General features: G+C 65.8%; 19 protein-coding genes. All 19 read left to right on the top strand.

All coding sequences use genetic code 11. The features are described 5' to 3' along the window. The first annotated feature begins 74 nt into the window (after nt 1-74). Nucleotides 75-713 (top strand): hypothetical protein, encoded by a 639-nt coding sequence (locus AC07PZ_RS30740; RefSeq protein WP_495298982.1) that lies wholly within the window; start codon nt 75-77, stop codon nt 711-713. Continuing rightward, the gene (locus tag AC07PZ_RS30735; protein WP_495298981.1) at nt 710-1,963 is read left to right on the top strand and encodes an efflux RND transporter periplasmic adaptor subunit; all 1,254 of its coding nucleotides are present in this window, start codon (nt 710-712) and stop codon (nt 1,961-1,963) included. The genes AC07PZ_RS30740 and AC07PZ_RS30735 overlap by 4 nt, the downstream gene beginning before the upstream one ends. Next, nucleotides 1,963-3,978, top strand: a complete 2,016-nt coding sequence (locus AC07PZ_RS30730) for a MacB family efflux pump subunit (protein ID WP_495298980.1) — start codon at nt 1,963-1,965, stop codon at nt 3,976-3,978. Before AC07PZ_RS30735 ends, AC07PZ_RS30730 begins: the two co-directional genes overlap by 1 nt. Before the next feature lie 8 nt (nt 3,979-3,986). Further along, nucleotides 3,987-5,531, top strand: a complete 1,545-nt coding sequence (locus tag AC07PZ_RS30725) for an efflux transporter outer membrane subunit (protein ID WP_495298979.1) — start codon at nt 3,987-3,989, stop codon at nt 5,529-5,531. Beyond that, on the top strand, nt 5,528-5,956 hold the full coding sequence (locus tag AC07PZ_RS30720) for a Fur family transcriptional regulator (protein ID WP_495298978.1): 429 nt from the start codon (nt 5,528-5,530) through the stop codon (nt 5,954-5,956). The genes AC07PZ_RS30725 and AC07PZ_RS30720 overlap by 4 nt, the downstream gene beginning before the upstream one ends. Nucleotides 5,957-6,100: 144 nt before the next feature. Then, nucleotides 6,101-6,718: a hypothetical protein gene (locus AC07PZ_RS30715; protein ID WP_495298977.1), complete on the top strand. Its 618-nt coding sequence runs from the start codon at nt 6,101-6,103 to the stop codon at nt 6,716-6,718. A 260-nt stretch (nt 6,719-6,978) separates the two neighbouring features. Further along, entirely contained in the window at nt 6,979-7,983 is a 1,005-nt protein-coding gene (locus tag AC07PZ_RS30710) for a hypothetical protein (protein ID WP_495298976.1), read from the top strand. Between the two features lie 161 nt (nt 7,984-8,144). Continuing rightward, entirely contained in the window at nt 8,145-9,290 is a 1,146-nt protein-coding gene (locus AC07PZ_RS30705) for a tetratricopeptide repeat protein (protein WP_495298975.1), read from the top strand. A gap of 80 nt (nt 9,291-9,370) precedes the next feature. Continuing rightward, nucleotides 9,371-10,858 (top strand): L,D-transpeptidase family protein, encoded by a 1,488-nt coding sequence (locus AC07PZ_RS30700; protein ID WP_495298974.1) that lies wholly within the window; start codon nt 9,371-9,373, stop codon nt 10,856-10,858. Nucleotides 10,859-11,304: 446 nt separating this feature from the next. Further along, nucleotides 11,305-11,466, top strand: coding sequence for a Flp family type IVb pilin (locus AC07PZ_RS30695; protein WP_495298973.1), 162 nt, complete (start codon nt 11,305-11,307; stop codon nt 11,464-11,466). A 14-nt stretch (nt 11,467-11,480) separates the two neighbouring features. Continuing rightward, nucleotides 11,481-11,963: an A24 family peptidase gene (locus AC07PZ_RS30690; RefSeq protein WP_495298972.1), complete on the top strand. Its 483-nt coding sequence runs from the start codon at nt 11,481-11,483 to the stop codon at nt 11,961-11,963. A gap of 71 nt (nt 11,964-12,034) precedes the next feature. Next, the gene (gene cpaB / locus AC07PZ_RS30685) at nt 12,035-13,042 is read left to right on the top strand and encodes a Flp pilus assembly protein CpaB (protein WP_495298971.1); all 1,008 of its coding nucleotides are present in this window, start codon (nt 12,035-12,037) and stop codon (nt 13,040-13,042) included. Nucleotides 13,043-13,047: 5 nt separating this feature from the next. Next, entirely contained in the window at nt 13,048-14,370 is a 1,323-nt protein-coding gene (locus tag AC07PZ_RS30680; RefSeq protein WP_495298970.1) for a type II and III secretion system protein family protein, read from the top strand. A gap of 34 nt (nt 14,371-14,404) precedes the next feature. Then, nucleotides 14,405-15,685, top strand: a complete 1,281-nt coding sequence (locus tag AC07PZ_RS30675) for a CpaE/TadZ family protein (RefSeq protein WP_495298969.1) — start codon at nt 14,405-14,407, stop codon at nt 15,683-15,685. Between the two features lie 2 nt (nt 15,686-15,687). Then, nucleotides 15,688-17,001, top strand: coding sequence for a TadA family conjugal transfer-associated ATPase (locus AC07PZ_RS30670; RefSeq protein ID WP_495298968.1), 1,314 nt, complete (start codon nt 15,688-15,690; stop codon nt 16,999-17,001). After that, nucleotides 16,994-17,983, top strand: a complete 990-nt coding sequence (locus AC07PZ_RS30665) for a type II secretion system F family protein (protein WP_495298967.1) — start codon at nt 16,994-16,996, stop codon at nt 17,981-17,983. The genes AC07PZ_RS30670 and AC07PZ_RS30665 overlap by 8 nt, the downstream gene beginning before the upstream one ends. Before the next feature lie 17 nt (nt 17,984-18,000). After that, nucleotides 18,001-18,981: a type II secretion system F family protein gene (locus tag AC07PZ_RS30660; RefSeq protein WP_495298966.1), complete on the top strand. Its 981-nt coding sequence runs from the start codon at nt 18,001-18,003 to the stop codon at nt 18,979-18,981. Next, nucleotides 18,978-19,940 carry a hypothetical protein gene (locus tag AC07PZ_RS30655; RefSeq protein ID WP_495298965.1) on the top strand — a complete coding sequence of 321 codons (963 nt, stop codon included), beginning with the start codon at nt 18,978-18,980 and terminating at the stop codon, nt 19,938-19,940. Before AC07PZ_RS30660 ends, AC07PZ_RS30655 begins: the two co-directional genes overlap by 4 nt. After that, on the top strand, nt 19,937-20,386 hold the full coding sequence (locus tag AC07PZ_RS30650; RefSeq protein WP_495298964.1) for a DUF3613 domain-containing protein: 450 nt from the start codon (nt 19,937-19,939) through the stop codon (nt 20,384-20,386). Before AC07PZ_RS30655 ends, AC07PZ_RS30650 begins: the two co-directional genes overlap by 4 nt. Nucleotides 20,387-20,414: the final 28 nt, after the last annotated feature.

Raw genomic sequence — 20,414 nt, 5'->3', positions numbered from 1 at the left:
TCATGTCCCAGGGCCACACGGCCCTTTTCCGCGCCTCGTTTGTCATGCAAGAGAGAGCCTCAACAAAGGAATCCATGCGCCTCCCCAGTCTTCCCCGTCGTTCACTGTTTCCGGCCATTGCGGCAATTTCGGCCTTTGCGCTGTGCGGCGCCGCCCGTGCCGACTATGTGTGGATCGAGCGCGATGCCGCCGCCATGCACGCCCATGTCGGCGAACTCGGCGGCACGCATCAACCCACGGCCTCGGTGGCCGCGCCGCGCGCCTTCCTGGCCGATGGCAAGGACTTGCCGCTGACGGTGGAAGCCGATGCGTTCACGGTGCCTGCCAGCGGCAATGGCGACCTGCGCCTGGTCGCGAGCCGCGTGTCCGACGGTGGCACGCTGACCTACTACCAGGCACGCTTCGGCCGCGCCGGCACGCAGGCCGTGAACGACCTCGAACTGGTTCCGACCACGCCCGAAGGCAGCACCTTCAGGCTGATGTGGAAGGGCAATGCCGTCGCCGCCTCGCAGGTCAACGTGGAAACCTCCGACGGCTGGCGCCGCGTGCTGAAGCCCGCCAGGGACGGCACCGTGTCGATGACCACGCCCTTCCCCGGCCTCTACGTGCTCGAAGTGACGGCGCGCGTGAACGGCGCGGTCACGGTCGACGGCAAGAAGTACGAAGACGTGCGCCACACCGCGACGCTGAGCTTCGAGGTCGCGCCCCGATGAGCGGAACGTCGCGCGGGCGCGGCGCCATCGCCGCGCTCGCCATCGCTGGTGTCGCAGCGGCTGGCGCGGCGCTGTGGTGGTGGAGCGCAGGCAACCGCAGCAGCTATGCCACGCAGCCCGTCGCGCGCGGCGACGTCGAGGCCACGGTCACCGCGATCGGCACCCTGCAGCCGCGCCGCCATGTCGACGTCGGCGCGCAGGTGTCGGGCGTGATCCTGAAGCTGCCGGTGCAGCCGGGCAGCGTCGTCAGCAAAGGCGACCTGCTGCTGGAGATCGACCCCAGCGTGCAGCAGGCCACGGTCGATGCCGGCCGTGCGGCGCTCGCCGGCCTGCGAGCGCAGCTGACGGAACAGCAGGCGCAGCAGCGGCTGGCCGGCCAGCAGTTGGCGCGTCAGCGGCAGATGGCTGCCGACGGCGCCACGCGCGACGAAGACCTGCAGACCGCCGAAGCGGCACAGGCCACGGCCGCGGCGCGCGTCGCGCAACTGCAGGCGCTGATCGCCCAGACGCAGGCGACGCAGCGCGCCGAAGAGGCGCGGCTCGGCTACACGCGCATCGATGCGCCGATGGCCGGCACCGTGGTGTCGGTCGAAGCGCGCGAAGGCCAGACGCTGAATGCGACCTACCAGACGCCGCACATCCTGCGCATCGCCGACCTGTCGGCCATGACGGTCTGGACCGAAGTGTCCGAGGCCGACGTGCGGCGCGTGAAGCCGGGCATGCCGGTGTACTTCACCACGCTGGGCGGCATGGCGAACCCGGGCAGCGGCGATGAGACGGGCGCCGTCGCGCCGCGCAGCGACGACGTCGGCCACACCGGCCCGCGCCGCTGGACCGGCCGCGTGCGCCAGGTGCTGCCTGCGCCGCCCGTGCCCGAGGGCCAGGGCGCGACCCGAGGCGTCGCAGGCGCGGCGGCAGGGGCCGCGCGCGCCGTGGTCTACACCGTGCTGTTCGACGTCGACAACGCCGACGGCGAGCTGATGCCGCAGATGACGGCGCAGGTCGGCTTCGTCACGGCGCAGGCGCGTGGTGCGGTCATCGCGCCGCTGGCCGCGCTGACCGCGGACGAGGCCCGCCCGGGTCGCTACACGGCGCGCGTGCTCCGCGCCGACGGCCGGCCCGAGACGCGCGAGGTGCGCCTGGGTGTGCGCAGCCGGCACCTCGCCGAAGTCCGCGAAGGCCTGGCCGAGAACGAGGCGCTGGTCGTCGACGAAACCGAGGCGCGCGGCGTGCGCTGGATCCAGTGGTGATGGCCGCGCCGACGCCGCTGATCGCCCTGCGCGGCATCCGCAAGCGCTACGGCGGCGCGCCCGCGGGCAAGCCCGGCGCGCCCGAGGTCGAAGTGCTGCACGGCATCGACCTGGACATCCACCCTGGCGAATTCGTCGCCATCGTCGGCAGCTCGGGTTCGGGCAAGTCGACGCTGATGCACATCCTCGGCTGCCTCGACCGGCCGAGCGGCGGCACCTACCTGTTCGATGGCCGGGACGTGGCCGGACTCGACGCCGACGCGCTCGCCTGGCTGCGCCGCGAGGCTTTCGGCTTCGTGTTCCAGGGCTATCACCTGATCGCGACCGAATCGGCGCGCGAGAACGTCGAAGTGCCCGCGCTCTACGCCGGCATGCCGGACGACGAACGCGCGCGGCGCGCCACGGCCCTGCTCGCGCGCCTGGGCATGGCCGACAAGCTGGACAACCGGCCGAACCAGCTGTCGGGCGGCCAGCAGCAGCGCGTGTCGATCGCACGTGCGCTGATGAACGGCGGCCGCATCATCCTGGCCGACGAACCGACCGGCGCACTCGACAGCCGCAGCGGCGCCGAAGTGATGGCACTGTTGCGCGAACTGGCCGACGCCGGCCACACGGTGATCCTGATCACGCACGACCCAGCCGTCGCCGCACAGGCACGCCGCGTGGTGCGGATCCACGATGGCAACATCGTCGAAGACTCCGGAGCCGCACCGACATCGCCAGAGACACCACAGAACCGGCTTCGCCGGGCTGTTGGTGTCGCCCCCGGTGAGGGGGTTGGCGAAGCGACACGAAGTGCGCGAAGCCTGGGGGAGAGCAAAAGCCCTCGAAGCCTGGGGGCGAGCCAAGTGTTCAGCGCGTTCAGAAGCATGCGCCTGAACCGCGCCCGCACCGGCCTCACCCTGCTCGGCATCGTCATCGGCGTCGCGTCCGTCATCGTGATGCTGGCCATCGGCGAAGGCGCCAAGCAGCGCGTCGTCGCGCAGATGGGCACGCTCGGCACGACCATCATGTACATGGGCGGCAGCCCGCCGGTGAGCGGCGGCCCCGCCGGGCTGATCACCGCCGAAGACCTGGCCGCGATCGCCGAACTGCCCGAGGTCGGCCACGTGATGCCCGTCATCGGCGACCCGATCACCGTGCGCCACGGCAATGCCGACCGGCAGGTCTACGTGTTCGCCAGCAGCAACGCGATGCCCGCGGTGCACCACTGGAAGGTGGCGCAGGGCCGCTACTTCAGCGACGCGGAAGACCGCGACCTCGCGCCGCTGGTGGTGCTGGGCCACAAGGCGCGCGCGCACTTCTTTCCCGGTGTGGCCGACCCGCGCGGCCGACAGCTGCTGATCGGCAATTCGCCCTTCGAAGTGATCGGCACGATGGCCGAGCGCGGCAGCGACTCCGGCGCCGAGAGCTACGACGACATGGTCTTCATCCCCTACCAGGCCGGCCGGGCGCGCGTCTACCAGGCGCAGACGCAGCCCGACTACACGGTGCTCACGGCGGCCTCGGTGGCGCAGGTGCAGCCCGCCGAAGCGGCCATCCGCCACGTGCTGCTGGCGCGCCATGGCCGCGAAGACTTCCGCATCAGCAATGCCGCGGCCAAGCTGCAGGCGGAAGCAGAGACACGCAGTGCGATGACCATGATGCTGGGCCTGATCGCCGCGGTGTCGCTGCTGGTCGGCGGCATCGGCGTGATGAACGTGATGCTGATGACGGTGCGCGAGCGCACCCGCGAGATCGGCATCCGCATGGCGACCGGCGCGCGGCAGCGCGACATCCTGCGCCAGTTCCTGACCGAGGCGACGCTGGTCACGCTGGTCGGCGGCAGCGTCGGCGTGCTGTCGGGGCTGGCGATCGGCGCGGTGTTGATCGCGTCGAACGTGCCGGTCGTGTTCTCGGTCACCGCGATGGCCGGCGCCTTCCTGTGCGCGGTCGCGACCGGGCTGGTGTTCGGCTACATGCCGGCGCGCACGGCGGCCCGGCTCGACCCGGTCGTGGCACTGGCGGGGGAATGAGGATGGACATGCACACGACTTCGGCCGGCGCACACACGATGCAAGCCCGTCGCAGAAGCGCATCCGGCCTGCTGACGGCCGCCCTCTTTCTTTCGGGCTGCGCGATGCCGACTGCGCCATATGAACCGGCCGCGCCGTTGCGCGACGGCGCCTTGACGCGGCAGTTGCCGGACCGCTGGCCTGCAGATGCAGAAACAGAGGCGGCCACGGGCAGCGCAGCCCCGGAGGCCGTCACCGCCGATTGGTGGCGTGCGTTCGGCAGCGCCGAGCTCGATGCGCTGGTCGCACAGGCGCAACTGCAAAGCCTTGACATCGCCGCCGCCGTCGCTCGCGTGCGGCAGGCCGGCGCCACGGCACGCATCGCGGGCGCCGCGCTGCAACCCGAACTGGCCTTCGCGTTGGACGCGCCACGCGAGGGCCGGCTCGTCAGCCAGGCCTCCGTCGACGGCAGCAGCTACGCCGCGGGCCTGAGCGCGCGCTATGAAATCGACTTCTGGGGTGGACGGCGGGCTGCGCGCGACAGCGCACTCTCCAGCATGCAGGCCAGCGTCTTCGACCGCGACACGGTCGTGCTCACCACGACCGCGGCGGTCGCATCGAACTGGCTGCAGGCGGCGGCCTTGCAGACCCGCATCGACGTGGCGGGCCGCAACCTGCGCGATGCCATGGAACTGCTGCGACTGGTCGAGGCGCGCGGCCGCGCCGGTGCGGCCCTGCCACTGGAACTGGCCCAGCAGCGCGGGCTGGTGGCGAGCCAGCGGCGCCACATCGCCGCACTGCGCCAGCAAGCCGCCGATGCGCAGTCGCGCATCGCGGTGCTGGTCGGGCGGACACCGGCTCAGTTCGCTCAGGGCGCGCCGACACGCGCGCCGGACGATCCGGATCCGCATGCCCGCCGCGATCCGCTCGCAGCACTTCACGCACCGGCGATCGACGCCGGCCTGCCTTCGTCCCTGCTGCTGCGCCGCCCCGATATCGCGCGTGCGGAAGCGAGGCTCGCCAGCGCCGACGCCAATGTCGAGGCGGCGCGCGCCGCGATGCTGCCGAGCCTGTCGCTCGGCCTGGGCATCGGCTGGGACGGCACGCGGCTGCGCAGCGTGTTCGACAACCCGGTCTACACCCTCGCCGCCGGCCTGGCAGCGCCGGTGTTCGATGCCGGCCGGCTCGCCGCCGGCCATGCCCAGGCGCAAGCGCAGCGCGAAGAGCTGCTGGCCAGCTATCGCAGCGCCATCGTGGCGGCCTTCGCCGATGCCGAGACCGCGCTCCATGCCGTCGCCGGCACGGACGCCCAGGCCACGGCGCAGGCCGACGAACTGGCACAGGCCCAACGCGCACGCGCACTGGCCGAGACGCGTTACCGCGCAGGTGCCGACACGCTGCTCACACTGCTCGACGCACAGCGCACGCTGTACGCCGCACAAGACCTGGCCGCAAGCCTGAAGGAGGCACGGCTGCAGGCCCGCGTCGCGCTCTACAAGGCCCTGGGCGGAGGTTGGCGATTGCCGACGACCGCGGGCCCGGTCGCCGCTGCTCTCAATGGCGCAGTGCCATGACAGAAGCCAACGCACGCCAGCGCCTGGAAGCCGCGCGGCTGCGGCCGACCGTCGCGCGCATCGCCGTGCTGCAGACGCTGGGCGCGGCCGCGCCGGAAGTGCTGTGCACCGAGGCACTGTTCCGCCTGATGCTGCAGCACGGCGTGCGTGCGAGCGCGGGCACCGCCTACCGCGCCGTGCGCAAGCTGCTCGTCCATGGCTTGCTGGAGCGCGAGTGGGACGATCAGCGCCGAGCGGTCTATCGCATTGCCGCACCGGACGCCGGCGCCCAGTTGCGGCTGGTCTGCCGGGACAGCGGACGCAGCATCGCGCTGGACGACGCCGAGTTGCATGCACGGCTGCTGGCAACGGCACAGCGCCAGGGACTGCGGCTGTCGGGTCGGGGCATCACGATCTACGTCGACGGGATCGACCAGCCGGAGTGACCGACGAGGTCATTTGGGTTTCGAATCGACGCGGCCGTCATCCCCCGTTCGAGGGATGAACGCACTGCGCGGCGCCGGTAGTCTCCGACCCTTCAAAAACGGCAGGCGCCCTTCGTGCGCCTGGGGACTTGCCAGGACACAACCATGATCACAACGACCTGGCCGCGCACCGTCGCGGCATCTGCGCTGCTGCTTCTGCTGGCAGCCTGCGGCGGGGGAAGCGACAGCGGCACGAGTGCCGCCGCCGCGGCTTCCACGTCCACCACCACGACGCCACCCGTCACCACCACGCCGCCGGCGACGACGACGACCACCACCACGCTGACTGCCGCGCCGCTGGTCATCTCGGCTGCGGCCCCGACGACGCTCAACGGCACGCTGAACGTCACGGGCGGGATACCGGAGGTCGGCATCTCCGGCGCAACCGGCACCTACGCATCGGCGGGGCCCAACGACTACTGCCGCGTCGCCATCTACGAAATGGTCGACAGCGGCGACGGCAAGAAATACGACCTGCAGGTGATCTTCGCCAAGTCCGACCGGGCGGCGAGTTTCATCAGCCTGTCGCTCAACGGCAATGCGGCGGGCTACAGCGCACGCGCCGCGACGCCGATCACGGGGGTGACGGTGGACATCGGCACACGCCGCATCGGCTTCAGCAACGTCGTGCTGGGTGCCGGTGGCGCCAATGCAGCGACGCTCAACGGCACGCTCGACTACCCGACCAACAGCGCAGCGGCCGACCGCACCACCTGCGGCTGACGCGAATGGCCTGACGCAAGCAAGCAACGTTCGGGCGGGTTGCGGCCAGAAGTCAGGTCGAACCCACTAAAATGCGCCGGACCAACGCGGACGGAAAACATTTGTAACAGTGTTGGACGACTGCTTTACCCGGTGCAGGCGTTCATCTGCCCCGCAGACACGAGGTCCCGTCGCCATATGGCCCTGGGGCCTTTTCTTTTTTCAGAGTCTTTTTGGGGTTTGACAGCATGTCGAGGCTTGGCTGGCGCGCAGGCGCTGCGGTGATCATTTCCCTGGCTTCCCTGGCACTCGCTGCATGCGGAGGCGGCAGCAGTAACAGCAACAGCACGGACACAGGCATCGGCCTGACGCCGATCAGCTGCGCGAGCTTCACCTACCAGCGCGAAGCCCAGCTCTATTTCCAGGCCAACCGGGCCTCATCCGCGGCAGCACTCGATCCTGATGGCAATGGCGTGGCCTGCGAGAGCCTCCCCAGCGACAGCACGACCGTGCCGGTCACGCCCGCAGTCACGCCCGCCGTGGTGCCGAGCGGCATCTGGGTCGGGACGATGAGCAACGGCGACATCGTCCGCGGCGTGGTGTTCCCGGCGCCCACTGGCAACCCCGCCCTTGCGCTGACGGCCGAGACCTGGTTCCTGCGCATGCGCACGTCGAGCTACGGCACGATCCTCCCGATCTGGGTGACCTATGGCGGCACCGGCACGGCGGCCGTGAACGGCGTCTTCGGCGTCAAGGACGCGCAGGTGCTGCGCGTGACCGACTTCGGCGCCAGCCAGTCCACGGTGATCGACTGGACGTCGAAGGTGACGCCTGCCGTCAGCACGCTCGGCTTCGACACCATGGTCGCCAGCTGGCCCCAGAGCGGCGAGCAGCTCACGTTCACCGCGTACCGCCAGACCTCCTTGCTGCCGATCCCGTCGATCGCCGCCATGGCCGGCACCTACACCGACGTCCGGCTGGCCGCCACCGCCACGACCACCGCGGCGACGGCAGCGCTGCCGTCCCTCACGATCGCCGGCGACGGCAGACTGCAGGGCCAGATCACCGGCGGGTGCACCTTCACCGGACTCATGTACCTGAACGACCCGGCGGACCCGGCCTATCACCTCAATCTGTATGTCGATGCCGCAGGCAAAGCCAACTGCCCGCGTCAGATCGGCAGCGGCGCGGGCATCGGCCTGATCGATAAAGTAAGTGGTCAGTTCTACATGATTGCGCAGGACAACGCGGGTGCTGCGCTCCTGTTCGCAGGCGCCAAACAATAATGTGTCGACGACGCATCGTTTGTGCCGCCGGGCGCGCTCCGATGCGGGGAGTGAAGCCATAATTGGCGCCTCGTCCAGTTGCAGGTTGCCATGTGAACCTTGCGCTGCGCCTCGTTGCAAGACTTCCAAGCACCATGAATTCTTTCCGCTCCAAGCTGGCAATGCCCCTCTGTGCCATCGCCCTGGCGATCACCTTTGGGGCTCATGCCAGCGACTACGACGATGTCGAGCGCCTCACACAGGCGGGCAAGCTCGACGAAGCGATGACGAAGGCCGATCAGTTCCTGTCCAACAACCCGCGAGACGCGCAGATGCGCTTCCTGAAGGGCCTGGCGCAGATCGATCAGGGCAAGACCAACGACGCCATCGCCACCTTCACGCGGCTCACCCAGGACGCTCCCGAGCTGCCGGAACCCTACAACAACCTGGCCGTGCTCTACGCCGGCCAAGGCCAGTACGACAAGGCGCGCGCCACACTGGAAAGCGCGATCCGCACCAACCCGAGCTATTCGACGGCGCATGAGAACCTGGGCGATGTCTATGCCCGGCTCGCGAGCCAGGCCTACAGCAAGGCGCTGCAACTCGATCAATCGAACACCGCCATTGCGCCGAAGCTGGCCGTGATCCGCTCGATCGTGAGCCCGACGACGCCGGCCTCGCCCAACGTCGCACGCCTCGGCGGCAAGGACAAGGTCGTGGTCGCGGCCGCCACGCCGGCTCCAGCACCGGCGCCTGCCGCTCCGGCACCTGCACCTGCAACCCCCAGCAAGCCGCCCGCCCCGGCTGCCGCACCGACCCCGGCGCCGGCACCCGTGGCCAAGGCACCGCCACCCGTGGTCGCAGCAGCGCCCGTGGCGCCACCGCCGCCTCCACCGGCCGCACCAGCCAAGCCACCCGTGGTCGCAGCAGCCCCGGTGGCACCGGCAACGCCACCAGCAGCCGCGCCCGAGAAGCCCGCAGCGAATGCGTCCACGGGCGAGATCGAAAGCGCAGTGCGTGCCTGGGCCAACGCCTGGGCTTCGCAGGACATGGACGCCTACCTCGGCGCCTATGGCAGCGGCTTCAAACCTGCCGGCGGCCAGTCCCGCAAGGCCTGGGAAGACGAACGCCGCGCCCGCATCGTCGGCAAGTCGAACATCAGCGTGAACGTCCAGAACCTGGCCGTCACGGTCAACGGCGACACGGCCACGGCCAAGTTCCGTCAGTCCTATCGCGCAGACTCACTCAACGTCAACAGCCGCAAGACGCTCGATCTGGTCCGCCATGGCGGCGGCTGGAAGATCGTCAAGGAAACCGTTGGCGGGTAATGGCGGGTTGATGGCAGGCAGGCCCCGGTCAGACCGGGTAATTTCAGTTGGCTGATTCTTTTTTTCCGGTGCTGCCGTCCATGCGTGCTCCCCGCATCGCACGCCTTTCCGTCGCCGTGCTGGCGGCGCTGCTTGCACTGTCCAACGCCGCCGCCGCACCCTCGGCAGCCCACGGCAAGGAAGGCAAAGGCGGCAAGACCGCATCCGTCGCCAATGAACGCAAGTCGGGCAAGACCGGCAAGGCTGCCAAGGCGGAAGCCAGGGCAAGCGCCAAAGACGCTAAGACCGGCAAGGCAGCTCGGGCCAACGCCCAGGCAGAAGCCAGGGCCGCACGACTGCGCGGAAACGCCAGCGGCAGCAAGACGGCGCTCACCCCCACCACGCTGGAAGCTGAATCACGCCGATCGGCGTCGTCCGCGCCCCTGCGTGCGGCCGGCCCGGCGCCCCTGCTGCAGCCCGCGGACCGCGCTGAAACGCGTTTGATCGGTGTGTACGAGCTCTTCGGCCGCGGCAAGAGCACAGAGGCGCTCGTGGCGGCCGAAGCGCTGGTCAAGGACTACCCCAATTTCCAGCTCGCGCAACTCGTGTACGCCGACTTGCTGGCCGCGCGCGTGTCGCCGGCACGTGGGCTGTCGGATGCATCGGCAGCCACCAAGCTCGGCGGCGGAACCGCCTTGACGGAGTTGCGCGAGGAATCTCAGCGCCGCCTCCAGTCGCTGCGCGACCGGCCGCCGCAAGGCACGGTGCCATCCCAGTTCCTCGCGCTCTCGCAGCGCACGCGCTATGCCATTGCGGTCGACGCGTCCCGGTCGCGGCTCTACCTGCTCGAGAACACGGCACAGGGCACGAAGCTGGTCGCCGACTACTACATCTCGGTCGGCAAGTCGGGCATCGGCAAGCTGGTCGAAGGTGATGCACGCACGCCGCTGGGCGTCTACCACGTCACCAGCAACCTCGACCCGAAGTCGCTTCGCGACTTCTACGGCGCCGGCGCCCTTCCCATCAACTATCCCAACCCGTACGACCTGCGGCGTGGACGCACCGGTGGCGGCATATGGCTGCATGGCACCCCGCCGCAGCAGTACGCCCGCGCACCGCTCTCCACGGACGGTTGCGTCGTGATGTCCAACACCGACCTCCGCGAGATCGTGCGGCGCGTGGAGATCGGCGCCACGCCGGTCGTCATCGCATCGAGCCTGAAGTGGATCACGCCGCAACAGGCCAAGGCGGAGCTCGGCAGCTTCAACGACGTGCTCAACGCGTGGCGGGATGCCCGCATGCACGACAACGCGTCCCAGCTGCAGGCGTTCTACGCAGGCGATGCCCAGCCCGCCAAGCCCAAGGCGACGCCGGTGGCGAAGGGCCGCCGCAACGAGCCGGTGGACACGCGTGTGCGCCCGCTGGAACTCAAGGACATATCTTTCCTGCACTGGAAAGACACGGAGGACACGATGGTCGTGACCTTCGGCGAGGTCCGCGAGGGCGAGAAGACCGGCCGCAACCGCCGGCAATACTGGTTGCGCCAGGGGCGCGATTGGAAGATCTTTCAAGAAGATCTAACAGGTTAAGTAAAAGCTCTTAATCCGTCGTTACACGCATCGCCACGTTGCGTGAATTTTCCGCAGTTACAAAAATATTTTCGCAATTCAGGGTTAATACCTGTCTGCCGAAATGCTACGTAACACCCATTGAATCGTTCCGTTACGTTGCCCGTAACGTAACATGAGGCCACACTCCCATCATGGTTTTAGTTGACGACATAAGTCGTTGATTTATAACAACTTCTCCCGCAGAGCGACGTTACGGAACGCGAGCGATTCGCATGTTTCGCGCTCCTGCGCGCGGGCATCGTTCTTGCCAAAAACAAAGGCCGCTCAACACTTGGTAACCCTTCAAAAGCACTGTGTACTTTTGCTGTATTGATACAAGAAATTACATTGCATACGATCACCTCCGCCGGTTAGATAACGGCTTCTTGAATGTCTTCACAAACTCTCTTGATACGAGGTCTCTTATGAAAACCGCTATTGCTAAGTTCCTGCGCGACGAAGAAGGTGCTACCGCCATTGAATATGGCCTGATTGCCAGCCTGATCGCTGTTGCGCTCATCGCATCGTTCACCGGACTGAAGACCGCGATTGCAGATCTGTTCACCTCCATTGGTGCAGCACTGTAATTCGAGACCCGTTCGTGTTGAATTTGTGGCTCCTATGGCTTCTTTTGGTCATGAGCCACGATTTCTTCCAACGACGCGTCCCCAACTGGCTGGTTCTCACAGGTGCTGCCGGCGCAATCGCGGCACTCGCCTTGGGGAATCAGCCTTTTGGTGTCTCGTGGCTTGCCGCCGTCTCGGGCGGAGTTGCGGTCTTTGCGGCCTTCCTGGCTGCGTACGCGCTGAAGCTCATGGGAGCCGGCGACGTCAAGTTTGCTGCGGTGCTCGGTCTCTGGATCGGAATAAAGCCGATATTCATCGTTTGGCTTGGCTCCAGTCTTTTGGCAGGAATCCATGCGCTGGTCGTATTGGCTCTACAGAAATGGCCGCTCTCTCCGAGATTGTCGGCAGCGCTTGGAGCAGTCAATTCGAATCATACGGGAGAAAAAAGAATTAAAAATACGCCTTACGCGGCGTATATGGCAATAACGTCCGTTGTATGGGCGATGTTTCTCAGATAAGACGCATGTACTGGCGGGCCGACTCAGCATGAATATGCTCGCCCAATTTTTACCGACGAAAAGCGCCATCCATGATCAACTTGAGCAAGATCGTTGCGGCAGTATTGGTGGTGCTTGCAATTGCATTAGGCGTTTATGCCTGGATGCTTGGGCGTAAACCCCCGTCATCTGCGCCAATGGCGTCGGCGTCGGCGCCTCAGCCAGCACGTCAGGTAACTTTTCCTGTAGTTTTTACTACCAAAGCTGTACAGGCGGGTCAGCCGATCCCCCCAGATTCGCTTCGAATCGAACAGCTTCCGGTAAATCCACCAGACGCCGTTCGCGAGGTGGAAAAAGCCCAAGGGCGAATTCCTGTCTTCGATCTGGGTGCCGGAACACCACTGCTGGAAAACCAATTGGTTTCGGGCCTCGCATTGCGCGTTGCCGAAGGTGAGCGCGCGGTGGCGATCAAGGCAGACGAGATGATGGGTGTGGGCAACAAAATCCGACCCGGCGACTTCGTCGATGTCTTCTTCGTGTTCTCCAGAAACCAGAGCCAGGAGATCGATCAGGGCCAAGCGCGTTTGCTGCTCGCACGCAAACGCGTCCTGGCATTCGGAAACGCTTCGGTCGACGGTATGCCAAGTGCAGATGCTCAGAATGCGAACGCCAATGGGCAGCGCGCAGAGCTTCCCAGGACGGCCGTGCTTTCCGTTTCCGTTGACGAGATCAACAAGCTGGCGGTCAGCGAAGGCATGGGCCGCCTGTTGCTGGCGTTGCGCAATCCCACAGATACCACCCTGCCGGACGCGAATCTCTTCGCAGAACTGCCGACCCTCCTTCCGATGGCGCGCGCTAAACCTGGGCAACAGGCTCCGGTGCCGTTGACGGACATAGACAAGGCTCTGGCAGGTCTGACGGTCACCGATTTTGCCACCGGCGGCGCGGCGCCGAAGAATGTCAAGCCCCCCGTTCCGGCGCCTGTCGTTGCCCGCGCCGCCCCGGTGCGCGCACCGGCCGTGCCCGCCGCCGCTCGTCCACCGACGCGAAACGAGGTCGAGTTGATCAAGGGCGACAAGCGTGAAACGTTGAGCTACTGATGTCCATGCAAAACAAGAACCGCGCCGTGTCCAAGCATCACACTCACAGCATCAGGTCAGCCATTAACTCCCGGCAAGGGTTCGCCTTGACCGTGGCGCTGGGCATGCTGCCGATGAGCATCGGTATTGCAGCCTCCCCCAAACAGACATTGAACCTGGTCACCGGAGCTCAACAGGAGATCCTGTTCGGCAAAGGGGTCGATCGAATCGCGCTGGCGGACGAAGCCATTGCAGGCGTTGCGCTCACCCGCCAGGAAAAGGACTCCGCGGCGGCGCGCCTCATCCTGACCGGCAAAGCTGCCGGCAGCACGACGCTCATGGTCTGGGAAAAAGGAAGCACCGCCGCGACGACCTATCTCGTGGAAGTTGCACGCCGGGCGCCAACCCTGGACGGAACATTCGACTCGGTGCCCGCACAGCGCGCATCCGCGGATGCCATGCTTGCGACATTCCCCAAAGACACGCCGCTCATCGACAAATCGATCGTCGATGTGCGCAGCCACACCGTCCAGGTCGAGGTCAAGATTGTCGAGTTCAGCCGCAATGTGCTGAAGGAAGTCGGCTTCAATCTCTCCAAGCTGGGTCCGAACAGCCATGGGTTCAGCTTCCAGAGCACTTCGCCCAGCTCGGGCTCGATCTCCGATGCATTTGCGCTGGCACTCGGCTTCGGAAAAGCCAGCAGCGGGAATGGCGCTTCGCTCACGCTCAGCCTGCTGGAGAGCAACGGACTGGCGCGCGTGCTCGCCGAGCCGACCTTGGTGGCGATGTCGGGGCAGAGCGCGAGCTTTCTCTCCGGCGGTGAATTGCCGGTACCCGTGCCCCAGAGCCTGGGCACGACGACGATCCAGTACAAGCCTTTCGGCATCGGGCTCACCGTGACACCCACGGTGCTGTCGAACGACCGCATTGCACTCAAAGTCGCTCCGGAAGCCAGCGATCTCGACTACACCAACGCCATCAGCATCGATGGTGTCGCCGTGCCGTCCATCACCACGCGCCGCGCGGACACCGCGGTGGAACTCGGCGACGGAGAGAGCTTCATCATCGGCGGGCTGGTGAGTCGATCCACGATCTCGAATGTCGCCAAGGTTCCGTTGCTGGGCGACCTGCCCATCCTCGGCAACTTCTTCAAGCAGACCTCCTACACGATGAACGAGAAGGAACTCGTCATCGTCGTCACGCCCCGGCTGGTCAGGCCCATCGCACGGGGTGTCGATCTCGCAGGCAGCTTGCCCGGCACCTCGGAGCAACGCGACGGCCCGGTGTGGCGCACGATGATGGTCGGCGGCATCGGCGGCGGCAGCGTACTGCCTGGCTTCTCCAAATAGGGAGACGGGTGCCGCTCGTTTTTTCGCCATGAACATGCCCCGCAACCGCGCCTTGGGTTATGGCACCGACACTTATCTCTTCGCCTCCAGCAGCGGTGCCAATGTGTCGTGGCTGTTGCATGCGTTGCAGCGCAGCGGCACCGTGGTGCCCGTCACGCTCAACGCCGAAGTGCTGGACGAACGCATTGCCGCGCTCAATCCGCAAGCGGTCTTCCTCGACTTCTCCGATGACCAGTCGGCTGTCGCGGCGGAAGTCCACCGGCAGCTCAAGCGTGACTGGCCGGCCATCGCCATTCTCGGAACGGGCGCCGCATCGCAGCCCGCGACCATGTTGACTGCATTGCGCGCTGGCGTGGACGACTTCGTCGACACGGCCGCATTGCCCGATGACGTGACGGGCACGCTGACTGCGTTGCTGGAGCGCCGTAGCGCACAACAGTCCGGCACGCGTGGAAGAACCATTGCACTGCTCGGAGCGCGTGAAGGGCTGGGTGTCACCACGCTCGCCACGAACCTTGCACTCGTGCTGCAGGACTTGCTGAAGCGGCCGCCCCTGCCTGCCGCGCCGGCAGCCGAGAACACACGTGGCGTCGCACTGCTCGACCTCGGCCTTCCCGCACGCGATGGACTGCTTTATCTGGACACGCAGAGCGACTTCAGTTTTGTCGATGGCGTGCGCAATCTGCGTCGCTTCGACCAGACGCTGGTGCAAACGGCATTGGGCCGCCACACGAGCGGTGCGGCCGTGCTCCCATTGCCATCGAGCCTGTCGCAAGTGCGCGAGATCTCGCATGCGGACTCGGTCGCGCTGATCAAGCGGCTCGCCGACTTCTTCGACTTCCAGATCGCCGACCTGGGCGGCTTCTCGACCATCGACTTCATTGCGCAAACCGTGATGGAAGCGGACAAGACCTGGGTCGTGTGCGACCAGAGCATCGGTGGCATCGTCTCCACGGCCAACCTCCTGCGCGACCTTGCATCGCGCGGGCTCGAAGCGCAGCGCTTTTCGCTGGTCGTGAACAAGATGGACAACGGCATCGGCCTGCCCGCGCGCGACATCGCAACGCGGCTTGGCCTGAACCTGGCCCACCTGCTGCCCTCGCGCCGCACACCGCTCGTGGCGGCCTCGAGCCGCGGCGAAATGCTGGCGCGAACCTCGCGCAAGGACCCTTACATCCAAGGCGTGCTCGGCATGGCAAAAGGCCTGCTGCGCGAATACGCCGACGGCGCGCAGATCGTCGCGCCACCTGAATCATCCTGGAGCGCCTTCATGACGCAGATCACTGGCAAATGGAAAAGCGCGAGAGAAGGCTGAGCATGTCCACCGATATCGAATTTGCCGACGACAACGAGGCCTTCCGCAACTCGCAGCAGTTCCAGGACATCAAGAGCTGGACGCACGAGCATCTGTTGAGCCGCATCGAGGAATTGGGCGCCGAGTTCGGCCGCTGGTCGCGCGCGTCGATCCAGCAGTTCGTCGAACTGGAACTCGACAGCTTCGTGCGGCTGCAACGCGTGCCGATCAACGACCGCGAGATGCAGCTGATCGCGGATGCGCTGACCAAGGAGCTGGCCGGCTTCGGCCCGCTGGAAGACCTGCTGAACGACGCCGATGTCGAGGACATCCTGATCAACGGACACAAGGTGGTGTTCGTGTCGCGTCACGGCGTGCTGCAGCGCGAATCGCTTCGCTTCACCGACGAGGAGCATGTGCTGCGCATCGTTCGGCGCATCCTGGCACCGCTGGGTCGGCGGCTCGACGAGGCCAATCCGATGGTGGATGCACGACTGCCCGATGGCGGGCGCATCAACGCGATCATCGAACCGCTTGCAATCGACGGCATGTCGGTGTCGATACGGAAGTTCCGCAAGGACCCGTTGAAGCCAGCGGACCTTGTGCAGTTGGGCACCTTCGACCAGACCATGGCGCAGTTGCTGGAAATCGCCGTGAAGGCGCGCTGCAACATCATCGTGAGTGGCGGTACGAGCTCGGGCAAGACGTCGTTGCTGAATGCGCTGGCCACCTTCATCCCCGAGACCGAGCGTGTCGTGACCATCGAAGATACGGCCGAACTCTCGCTGGGCCATGCGCACGTCGTGCGGCTCGAAAGCCGGCCCGGCGGCTTCGACGGCGCAGGCATCGTGTCGATCCGCGACCTGCTGCGCAACAGCCTGCGCATGCGCCCCGACCGAATCATCGTGGGCGAAGTGCGCGGCGCGGAAGTCATCGAGATGATGCAGGCGATGAACACGGGGCATGACGGCTCGATGGGCACGATCCACGCCAGTTCGCCGCGCGAATGCATCTACCGCCTGGAGATGCTTGCGGGCTTCGCCGGCTACCAAGGCAGCGAGTCGAGCCTTCGCCGCCAGATCGCCAATGCCGTGGACTTCATCGTGCAGATCGGTCGACTCTCCGGCGGCCAGCGGCGCATTCTGTCGATCTCGGAAATCACCGGTGTGAACGACAACGTGGTGGCGATGCAGGAGCTGTACCGCTACGAACCGATCGCCGGACCCGACGGGCAGGAACGCGATCGCTGGGTCACTCTTGGTATCGCACCGCATTCGCCGAAGGTGACGCGCTTCCGGCAGACGCTGCAGCGCGCGCAAGGAGATCTGCGTGCCTAGAGGTTTCGTCATCCTCGCCATGGTCGCGATGCTGCTCGCAGCGGCAGGGCTGATGCTGTGGCAATGGGCCGCGGCAAGACAGACGCGCAAGCTCGCGGCAAAACATCTGGACCAACAGATGAAAGAGCGGATCGTGCAGGAGCAGGCCGCATTCGATATCCGGCGGGCCCGGAGTGCGACGACCGGGTTGAGCGGTGACCCCTGGGCCGCAGCTGCGGCAGCCGAGGTTGCCGCCGCGCCCGTTCGCAAAGGTCTGGACCGCATTCCCCTGCCAGCCTGGCTGCAAGGCGTGGTCAGCATCCAGGTGCTGGTCCTGGGAATCGTCGTCGGCCTCGCACTGAGCGGCATCGTCTTGAAGCTCCTCGGCTTTGCCGCCGCTGCAGTGCTTCTGACCTTGCTCGTGCTTCTGGGCGCGTTCGGCGCCTGGCTCCACAAGCAGAAGCTTCACCGGAAATTGGTCAAGCAGCTCCCGGGTTTCATCGATTCGATGGTCAGACTGATCACCGTGGGCAACTCGATGCACGCCGCATTCACTCTCTCGGTCGCCACGGCCAAGGTTCCGCTGCGGGGTCACCTGGAAAGCGCGAGCGGACTGGTCCGTGCAGGCGTCGAACTCGATCAAGCATTGACCCAGACCGCACGAAATCTCGATATCGAGGAGATGTACCTGCTCGCCTCCATTCTCGGCCTGGGCGTTCGCTATGGTGGGCGGGCGGACATATTGCTGGAACGGGTTGCCGCATTCATGCGGGATCGGGAGCAGGCGGAAGAAGAGCTGATTGCCATGTCTTCCGAAACCCGCATCTCCGCCTGGATTCTCGGCCTCCTGCCGATCGGAGTCGCGACAGTCATCATCTTGCTCAATCCCGGTTATTTCAATCGCATGTTGAGCGACAGCGCGGGCATCAAGCTCATCTGGTGCTCCCTCGGTTTGCAGACCGTCGGCGGATTTCTGCTGTACCGACTCGCCCGTCTTGGCTGATTTCAAACGAGAACGAAATGGCCTTCAACTCCGATCAATTGGCGATGTTGAGCATCGCGCTGCTTGCTGTTGCGTTGTTCATATCGGGCGGCATCCTGATCGTTCGCGAGCTGGAGCGCGGTCGCCGCCGCACGATCATCGGGCGAGCGATCGAACGCCAGAGCCCGAATACCCGAGGTGATGGCCGACAGTCTGCAGACAACGCTCAGTCGGCCCAACAGCCCTCGGGTGACGAAGCACCGCGTGCCAGCGAACTGCCTTTGCATTGGCTGCGCAACCCCGTCGGCAGAATGTTCGTCGCGGAAGAAGACAAGCGGCTTCTCGACCAATGCGGATTCGCTTCGGCCCGCGCTCAACTGGCATTTCTGGTCGTTCGGGTCGGCTTGGCCTTCGTGCTTCCCGTCATCACGTACGTTCTTTCGGATCTCGGCGTGATCGGTGGCAACACGACCATCATCATGTGCATCGCGTGCATTCTCGGGTTCATGCTGCCCAAGCTGGTGCTTTCGAACATCGCCCATAAACGCAGGGAACGGGTGGCGAACGAGTTGCCGCTTTTCGTCGACCTTCTCAAGCTCCTGCAAGGCGTTGGCCTCAGCCTCGATCAAAGCCTGCAGATCATGGCCGACGACTTCAATCATGTGCTGAAAGTACTCGGAGACGAACTGCGCATCGCGAACAGGCAATATGCCCAGGGGCGCACGCGAGAGCATTCCCTTCAGCGATTGGCGACCCTCTACGACAACGAGAACCTCGCAGGGCTCGTCGCATTGCTCATCCAGGTCGACCGGCACGGTGGAGCCGTGCAGGAGCCACTCAATCAATTCGGCACGCGCATGCGTGAGAGCAGACGCTCCGAGTTGAAGGGCCGGATCGGAAAGATCACTGTGAAGATGACGGCCGTGATGGTCGTCACGTTGTTGCCCGCCTTGGTCATCGTGACCGCGGGCCCGGGATTTCTGGCTGTCATTCGTGCATTGGGAGGCATGACCAAATGAGAGATTTTTCTGCCATTGGGAACAGAACCCTCAAGTCGAGTGTTTTGATTGCTGCGACCGCGGCGCTCTGTGCATGCGGCACGACGTCACCGTCCAAGGGCTACTACCCAACAGCTGCTGACCAGCAATTGCGCTCCGCAGCCGAAGCCGCGGCGTCTCCGGCCACCTCGACAACGGCAACGGCGGACACGTCGGCAACCTACCTGAAGCTCGTCGACCAGATGCAGCGGGATGGACTGTGGTTCGCTTCGATCGCCCATATCGATGCGCTCGAGAAGCGCTGGGGCGCGTCGCCTGAATCGATCCGCCTGCGCGCCGACGCATTGCGCCAGACCGAACAGGCCGATGCAAGCCGGATTGCATACGGAAAGCTCATGGGAACGCCGCTGGAAGGCGCGGGCTACCATGGTCTCGGGCTGCTCGCAGGCGCGCAGCAGAAGTTCCCGGAAGCGATCGACATGCTCGAACGGGCGCAGCGCCTGAACCCGACCGATGCGCTGCTGTTGAGCGATCTGGGTTACGCACGCATGCGTGCGGGCCAGGTTCCGGCGGCGCGAATTCCCCTCATGCAGGCGCTGCAGATGCAGCCGGACAATCCGCGCATTCAAGTCAACGTCGCTTTGTACTTGCAAGCGAGCGGGCAGACGGAACAGGCAAATGCATTGATGGATTCACGCAGCATGCCTCCGGCGACGCGCGCCGCGATCGCATCCGCTGCGCGACAACTTGCACCAGAAGGCTCCGCCGTCGCCACGTCGGAGAGCAAGCCCGTTCAGCTTGCGGCTGCCGGCGACTTCGCACTCAACGAGACCGGCAATGCATCGCTCGTCTTGAAGACGGCATCCTGGCCACGCCGGATGCACGTCATGGTCAGACCCGATCCCACGGCAGCCTCTTCCCCCTCGGGGGCATCCGATGGCGCCGCGACTACGCCCAGCTCCTCCGGAGGACAGCAATGACCCGACACTTCGATGGCCAACTGCGCCGCTTCCAACTCGCCTGCATCACGGCGTCGCTCAGCCTCTTGGGCACGCTTGCGGCTGCACAGTCCGTGCCATTGAGCCCACCACCGCCAGTCGCAGAAGTGCGCGTTCCCGAGCCGCAGGGCCCGGCGCCCACAGTTGCGATGGAACTCCCCGTGGCGTCGATCACGGCCGCAGCGCCAGAGCCTGATGCAGCGTGGAGACCGGCCCCGAAGGTGGGCGAGGCGACCTATGGTCTGTTGGCTCTCCAGGCCAGCGGCGCCTCGGCATCGAGGACACCGCGTCCAGTCACCGGCGATATCGCCGCACGGATCTACCCGCGCTACCTGAAGAGCTTCGAGTATCCGATCCCGGAGAAATTCGGAGCGACGGTGAAGAGCCCTGGCCTCAATGGCGGCAGCAGCGGTACCGCGACCCCTTGAGCGGCACTGGCACTGAACGAAGACCACA

The organism is Variovorax sp. GW821-FHT10B04 (assembly GCF_059415645.1).
The sequence above is the reverse complement of the archived record's forward strand: the minus strand, read 5'-3'. Positions and strand labels throughout refer to the sequence as shown.

What these genes read in the sequence shown, in the direction of transcription:
- AC07PZ_RS30675 (WP_495298969.1), top strand. Translation starts at nt 14,405, where the DNA reads ATGCCCCGCAACCGCGCCTTGGGTTATGGCACCGACACTTATCTCTTC.
- AC07PZ_RS30700 (WP_495298974.1), top strand. Translation starts at nt 9,371, where the DNA reads ATGCGTGCTCCCCGCATCGCACGCCTTTCCGTCGCCGTGCTGGCGGCG.
- AC07PZ_RS30680 (WP_495298970.1), top strand. Translation starts at nt 13,048, where the DNA reads ATGCAAAACAAGAACCGCGCCGTGTCCAAGCATCACACTCACAGCATC.
- AC07PZ_RS30695 (WP_495298973.1), top strand. Translation starts at nt 11,305, where the DNA reads ATGAAAACCGCTATTGCTAAGTTCCTGCGCGACGAAGAAGGTGCTACC.
- AC07PZ_RS30650 (WP_495298964.1), top strand. Translation starts at nt 19,937, where the DNA reads ATGACCCGACACTTCGATGGCCAACTGCGCCGCTTCCAACTCGCCTGC.
- AC07PZ_RS30730 (WP_495298980.1), top strand. Translation starts at nt 1,963, where the DNA reads ATGGCCGCGCCGACGCCGCTGATCGCCCTGCGCGGCATCCGCAAGCGC.
- AC07PZ_RS30705 (WP_495298975.1), top strand. Translation starts at nt 8,145, where the DNA reads ATGCCCCTCTGTGCCATCGCCCTGGCGATCACCTTTGGGGCTCATGCC.
- AC07PZ_RS30720 (WP_495298978.1), top strand. Translation starts at nt 5,528, where the DNA reads ATGACAGAAGCCAACGCACGCCAGCGCCTGGAAGCCGCGCGGCTGCGG.
- AC07PZ_RS30725 (WP_495298979.1), top strand. Translation starts at nt 3,987, where the DNA reads ATGCACACGACTTCGGCCGGCGCACACACGATGCAAGCCCGTCGCAGA.
- cpaB (WP_495298971.1), top strand. Translation starts at nt 12,035, where the DNA reads ATGATCAACTTGAGCAAGATCGTTGCGGCAGTATTGGTGGTGCTTGCA.
- AC07PZ_RS30740 (WP_495298982.1), top strand. Translation starts at nt 75, where the DNA reads ATGCGCCTCCCCAGTCTTCCCCGTCGTTCACTGTTTCCGGCCATTGCG.
- AC07PZ_RS30655 (WP_495298965.1), top strand. Translation starts at nt 18,978, where the DNA reads ATGAGAGATTTTTCTGCCATTGGGAACAGAACCCTCAAGTCGAGTGTT.
- AC07PZ_RS30735 (WP_495298981.1), top strand. Translation starts at nt 710, where the DNA reads ATGAGCGGAACGTCGCGCGGGCGCGGCGCCATCGCCGCGCTCGCCATC.
- AC07PZ_RS30715 (WP_495298977.1), top strand. Translation starts at nt 6,101, where the DNA reads ATGATCACAACGACCTGGCCGCGCACCGTCGCGGCATCTGCGCTGCTG.
- AC07PZ_RS30660 (WP_495298966.1), top strand. Translation starts at nt 18,001, where the DNA reads ATGGCCTTCAACTCCGATCAATTGGCGATGTTGAGCATCGCGCTGCTT.
- AC07PZ_RS30670 (WP_495298968.1), top strand. Translation starts at nt 15,688, where the DNA reads ATGTCCACCGATATCGAATTTGCCGACGACAACGAGGCCTTCCGCAAC.